At 50.8% G+C, this 4,485-nt stretch carries 3 protein-coding genes; all 3 read right to left on the minus strand.

Annotated features, from left to right (window positions below):
* Positions 1 to 112: 112 nt before the first annotated feature.
* Complete coding sequence (locus tag JRI89_16755; protein ID MBW2072882.1) at positions 113 to 1,261, minus strand: ATP-binding protein; 1,149 nt, start codon at positions 1,259 to 1,261, stop codon at positions 113 to 115.
* Between the two features lie 708 nt (positions 1,262 to 1,969).
* On the minus strand, positions 1,970 to 3,793 hold the full coding sequence (locus JRI89_16760) for an ATP-binding domain-containing protein (GenBank protein ID MBW2072883.1): 1,824 nt from the start codon (positions 3,791 to 3,793) through the stop codon (positions 1,970 to 1,972).
* Between the two features lie 242 nt (positions 3,794 to 4,035).
* On the minus strand, positions 4,036 to 4,485 hold a 450-nt coding region (locus tag JRI89_16765; protein ID MBW2072884.1), incomplete at its 5' end, for an ADP-ribosylglycohydrolase family protein.

Here is a 4,485-nt window from a genome sequence, read left to right on the forward strand (position 1 = left end):
CTTCTCAGCGAGGTAAATCGCCGAGACGCAGCCAGCGGAAAGCGAACTATTGATAACGCGTCGTTTTATAAGAATTGGTCAGGGTGCCTCAGGCCTCTACATATTTAAGAATTTAGGTCATTTCTTGCGCCAGATGTCCAATATCGCTAACCGATCTGACAGATATCTTATCATCCACTGGGTAACTATCCTGCCCAGGATAAATGATCCACAAATGATCTAACTTCAAATCCTCCAAGGCAATTCGCATCGATTTTGTTATCTTTGGTGCCTCACTGAATTTGAATTCAGCCCCGTAGCGACGCCCCTTGTAAAGAAAGAAAAGATCAAGCTCAGCACCGGTATGCGTGGCCCAAAAAAATGCTTGAGGCGGTCTGACAATCTGCACAATTTGTTCGAGTGCGAAGCCTTCCCACGATGCGCCCACTCGGGGATGGCCCAAGAGACTATAAAGATCAGGCAGGTTAAGCAACCCGTGGAGAATTCCAGAGTCTCTCAGGTATATCTTGGGTGCTTTGACCTGGCGCTTTCCAATGTTCTCATACCACGGTTGCAGCTGGCGGACCATAAAGGTCCCGGTGAGGACGTCAAGGTAGGAACGCACCGTTTTGTCGGTAAGCCCCATGGAGCGGGCCAATTCGGAAGCATTCCAGGTTTGTCCATGGTAATGGGCCAGCATAGTCCAGAAGCGGCGCATGGCTACTGAAGCAATTGTAATTCCAAGCTGCGGGATGTCACGTTCCAGGAAGGTCCTAATGAAGCCTTCCCGCCAGGCCATGCTGTCTTCGTCTGATTCGGCAAGAAATGAACGGGGAAACCCGCCTCGCAACCAGAGTTTATAAACGGAATCGGCGTGAGTCTCTTGCAGATCAAAGCCTGAGAGCTCTATGAACTCCACCCGGCCAGCAAGCGTCTCGGAAACATTTTTGACGATATCAGGCGAGGCACTGCCCAGGATAAGGAATCGCGCCTGGTTATGCTGACGATCCACGAGAACGCGTAAAACGTTGAACAGTTCAGGCATTCTCTGGATTTCGTCCAGAACGACGATCCCTTGAAGGGAGCCTAGCACTAATTCAGGATTCTGCAACCGCTGTATGTCAGGCTGTGACTCGAGATCGAAGTAAAAGGCCATTTGGTTTCGGCCGAACATATGCGCCAGAGTTGTCTTGCCCACTTGTCTGGGGCCGAGAAGCGCAGTAACAGGAGAACGCTGCACCGATGTCGATAGCTGTTTCAGATAAAATGGTCTATTAATCATGCGGTACATTTTAACATGAAAAGTCGGAATGTCAATCCGATTTTTCATGTTAAAAGAATGCAGGAAGTAAAGCTACCTTTACGCCTTTAAGGTAGACTTTTATGGTTCATCCTGCAAATGCCGGATGAACAAGTTTTATCGTGAGAGTACAGAAGACATACGAGGGAGAAGCCGACAGCTATTTGAATTTTACACTTGTCTCGGCTTTATCACTTTTTTCTTAAACCGCCCTTTTTGACCCCAAAAATGCGATTATTGGGCCATATTTGACTCTGTTTTTCACGTTTTAATATTCAATATCAACTACTTAACTTGGTCCGACCACAGATTCAACAGCTGATCAAATCATGTCACGTATTAACTACGATTACATCCAGCACTTTATATCATCGGCCGAAAAAGATCCCTCCTATCTGGGCCAGGATCCATAAGGTGATAAAAATCTTGACCAATTGAATAAGTTGTCTAATGCTCATGGCCGGCTCCTCATGCTCTCATTTCGTAATTGGCAAAGATTCCCCCATGACAGCGAAATAAACCATCTTTGTTGGCTTTTTTACCCACAACCTGTCCATGAGGCCCTCACTACGATAACGGTGGCTTGTGACAAATGAGGTCAAAAGCGGGAAATTCTTGAATGGGAGGTGATTATGTATTGGCGAAGTTTATAGCGGATCGGAACAAGTCAGCCATTGTCGGCAACAGCAGCTATTTCAGGCAGGAAATAAGATCGCTGACGAGCTTTGTTTCTTCCACATACGGGATGAAGAGCCTGTGGCGGGCTCTGGTGATGGCCACATAAGTGAGGCGTCTTATCTGCTCCTCGGACCAGATCCCCGACTCCAGCTGGTCGAGGCCTACTAGAAAAACGCAGCCGTAATCGAGCCCTTTGGCGCTGTGGATGGTGGATATGCTCACAGTCTCGGTGGTGATGTCATATGCTCTCTTGGCCCGGTAGTCCTGAGAGATCCAGCAGGACATGATGCCCTTGCTCTCGAGTGCCTCAGCAAATATTCTGGGGATGAGGAGATTGCCGCTCTCTTTCAATGATTTTCGGGCATAAAGAATAGCCATCTCTGAAAGAGGGTATTCTCCTTGTTCGCTGAGCGTCTTGATCAGGTCGGCAGCAAAATCCGCTATCTCTCCGTAGGACTTGAAGCGTTTCAACTCAGGCATGGGCCCATGCACATCGCAGTAGGTAGTGCCTGATTCCTCCTGCTTGCCCGTAATCGTCTCCTTCAATCTCTCTGCAAAACGCCTTATCTCAACTGTGTTCCGGTACACCCTGGAGACCGCTTCAATTCTTGCAGGCAGCCTGGCCCCCTCCTTCTGCCAGGCGAGGCTGCGCCCGTAGATGTTCTGGCCCTCGTCCAGTGCGATGGTCAGGTTGCTGGTCTCGTCATCGAGCAGGTTGAGCACCACATCGATCATCCCCTGACTGAAGTCCTGCCCCTCGTCAACCAGAATGGCCTCATACTTCATGCCATTGGTCTCGAGCCCGGCAAGTGTCTCTTCAACCACCAGCTCGTAGTATTCCCTGCTCTCCTTTTCGTATTGGACTTCCTCGCCAAGTATCTCTGAGCAGAGCTCAAAGAAATGGTACACCTCAACACCTTCTGAACCCAGGGCAACGCCCTTCTCTGCAAGCATTCGCTTGATATAGTTGACCAGGGTGATGTTGTAGCAGAGGAAAAGGATGCGCTTGATTTCAGGTTTATATTGGTTCAAGAAGGCTGCCTTCTGGGCCAGGATCAGAGTCTTGCCGCTTCCGGAGGGGCCGGAAACTATGTGGCAGCCACTGGTACATTTCCTGGCAATGGCCTCCTGACTGTCATCCAGGACATTGCACCGCTCGCTGAGATCAGCATAGGCACAGGTATTTCGCCCCGAGTCATTGATTCGTACTACTGGAAACAGCAACTGCTTGAGGTGATGATATTCTTTTCCCGTGAGACTGAAGGGAAACTTGGGCTCAAACATCTGTGCAAGTGTCTTCCGAAAGCACCTGCCGCTCCGGTCCCGGCGAATATCTGAACTCGACTGCAGATCATCCCAGAAGAAACAGCGGTTGGTCTCAATCACTCTGTCAAGCTGCTTTCTGCAGTATTGGTACTTGTTGATGTTAGGAAACACCACACCATAATCTATTGGAACCTTGTGCTTGCCGTAATGCAGCGGATCTTTTGAAACCAGCCGGCCGTCAGCTTTAATTTTCTCCCTCAGAGATTCGAAGTACTGGCGCGCCTGCCGTAGAGGGTTTGTCAGCTTCCTGCTCACTTTACCCATCATGACGGTGAAGGTCAGGGGGTTCGCCTCTTCAATCTGCCCCAGAGCCCAGTCTTTCACCTCAAAGATGACAAGCCCGATCTCGTCGGAGAAAAGAACAAAGTCCGGCTCTCTTCCTTTGATGTCAGGTGTATACCAGCAGGTGTATTTCTGGTCCGGCTTGGCAGCGGATTGGATAAACTCGTAGAAGCGACGCTCACCCTCAGTCTTGAACTCATCAATGTCGTTCGGAATCATGGTGGCCATGTTGGCACCCTCCAATACGAGCTCCAATCATCGGGTTGATCGGCGTGCAGTGTGCTTGGGGTGTCGATATTGGCGCGGTGAGCTGTGCTCCCGCACGAGTAGAGCCCAAAAATAAGTCAATATATTACTGACGACCTCCACCTTCTTTCATCTCGAACGAAGCGCAGTCTTCTCCGCTGCAGGGCAAATCGCCCCTTTGGCAAGCCGGCAAGATTCATTTTCTGTGCTTCACCTATGGATCGCTACACGCAACAGACCAATTGCTCTGCAAGTTCGCAGGCGTCAACTGGCCAGAAACACTCCGGGCGCGGATGACGTACATGCGCCTCTCCGGCTCGAGGCCGACAGCGCAGCAAGGATTCAATCCATTGACTGGGAATCGCATCCCGACCGCACACAGCACCAAGAAGCGCGCCACAGATGGCCGCGTTGGTGTCGGTGTCTCCACCGCGCATCACGCTGTCCACAACCGCCTCCTCCAGGTTAGACGCATGCAAGAGCTGCCACAAGGCATTCCACCAGGCGATCAAAACCCAGCCCTTCCGGTGAATATAATCCGCAGGCGCCGCGTCAGCCGCCATGGTGATCACCTTCATAAGTGACTCGTCCACCCCCATGCCGCTGGCCCAAACCATAATCTGCCCATAGAGGTCGTGGCTGCCAATGCCAGTCCGGATAGCATGGGCATTTGC

Source organism: Deltaproteobacteria bacterium (assembly GCA_019309045.1).
Lineage (GTDB): Bacteria > Desulfobacterota > Syntrophobacteria > BM002 > BM002 > JAFDGZ01.

Bases quoted from the DNA above. Each gene is read 5' to 3' on its own strand.
- JRI89_16755 (MBW2072882.1), bottom strand. From the start codon at position 1,261: ATGATTAATAGACCATTTTATCTGAAACAGCTATCGACATCGGTGCAG.
- JRI89_16760 (MBW2072883.1), bottom strand. From the start codon at position 3,793: ATGGCCACCATGATTCCGAACGACATTGATGAGTTCAAGACTGAGGGT.